Annotated in this window: 1 protein-coding gene; it reads left to right on the top strand. The window is 71.4% G+C overall.

The features are described 5' to 3' along the window. A partial coding sequence (locus C1J01_RS48205) for an ATP-binding protein (protein WP_235855166.1) occupies positions 1-925 on the top strand: 925 nt, incomplete at its 5' end. Positions 926-1135: the final 210 nt, after the last annotated feature.

Genomic DNA, 1135 nt, shown 5'->3' with positions numbered 1-1135 from the left:
CGCGTACGCCGCCCCCGCGCCGTCCCCGGCCCCGTCGCCGTCGCCGGAGGAGGGGGTCGAGCGGGCGAAGATCTCGTTCGCCGACGTGGCGGGGATGGACACGGTGAAGGAGGCGCTGCGGATGAAGCTGCTGCTGCCCCTGCAGCAGCCCGAGCTGTTCTCCGCGTTCGGCAAGCGCGCCGGCGGCGGCGTCCTCCTCTACGGCCCTCCGGGAGCGGGCAAGACCCACCTGGCCAGGGCCGCGGCCGGCGAGCTCGGCGCGGCGTTCGTCAGCGTGGGCCTGTCGGACATCCTCGACATGTACATCGGCTCCAGCGAGCGAAACCTGCGCGCCACGTTCGACATGGCCCGCCGCAACCGGCCGTGCGTGCTCTTCTTCGACGAGGTGGACGCGCTGGCCGCGCGCCGCTCCGACATGCGCCAGGCGCACACCCGGCAGATCGTCAACCAGTTCCTGGCCGAGCTCGACGGCGTCGACCAGGACGCCAACGAGGGCGTCCTCGTGCTGGCCGCCACCAACGCGCCCTGGTACGTCGACGCCGCCTTCCGCCGACCAGGACGCCTGGACCAGCCGGTGTTCGTGCCGCCGCCCGACCTCGCGGCGCGCGCGGCCATCCTGCGCATCCTGTGCCGTGACAAGCCCCTGGCGGAGATGGACTTCGACGCGGTGGCGCGGGCCACGGAACACTTCGTCGGCGCCGACCTCAAGGGCGTGGTGGACCGGGCGGTGGAGGCCAAGCTGCACGAGTCCATCAAGGCGGGCCGGCCGATCCCGCTGACCACGCCCGACCTGCTGAACGCCGCGCGCGGGGTGCGTCCGACGGCGGTGCGGGAGTGGATGGCCACCGCGCGCAACTACGTCATGCACGCCAACGACTCCGGGGCATGGGACGAGCTGCTGCCCTGGGTCAAGGGCAAGTGTTGACTGCTCCCCTCCCTGCAGGGAAGGGGATTCCTGGCTCACGCTGCCTCCTGCCCCGGCGGGGCAGGAGGTCTTACGCGATCAGGACCAGCCGGGTTCAGACCAGCCCGGACCAGCATCACGCGAGCGGAGTTCTTGTCCCTGCCGGACACCGCTCCACAGGCGATGCAGGTGTAGGTACGTTCGCAAAGAGGAAGTGCGTGCTTGGTTCTC

This window comes from Nonomuraea aridisoli (assembly GCF_003236395.1).
Taxonomy (GTDB): domain Bacteria; phylum Actinomycetota; class Actinomycetes; order Streptosporangiales; family Streptosporangiaceae; genus Nonomuraea; species Nonomuraea aridisoli.
This window is presented reverse-complemented; position numbering and strand designations above follow the sequence as displayed.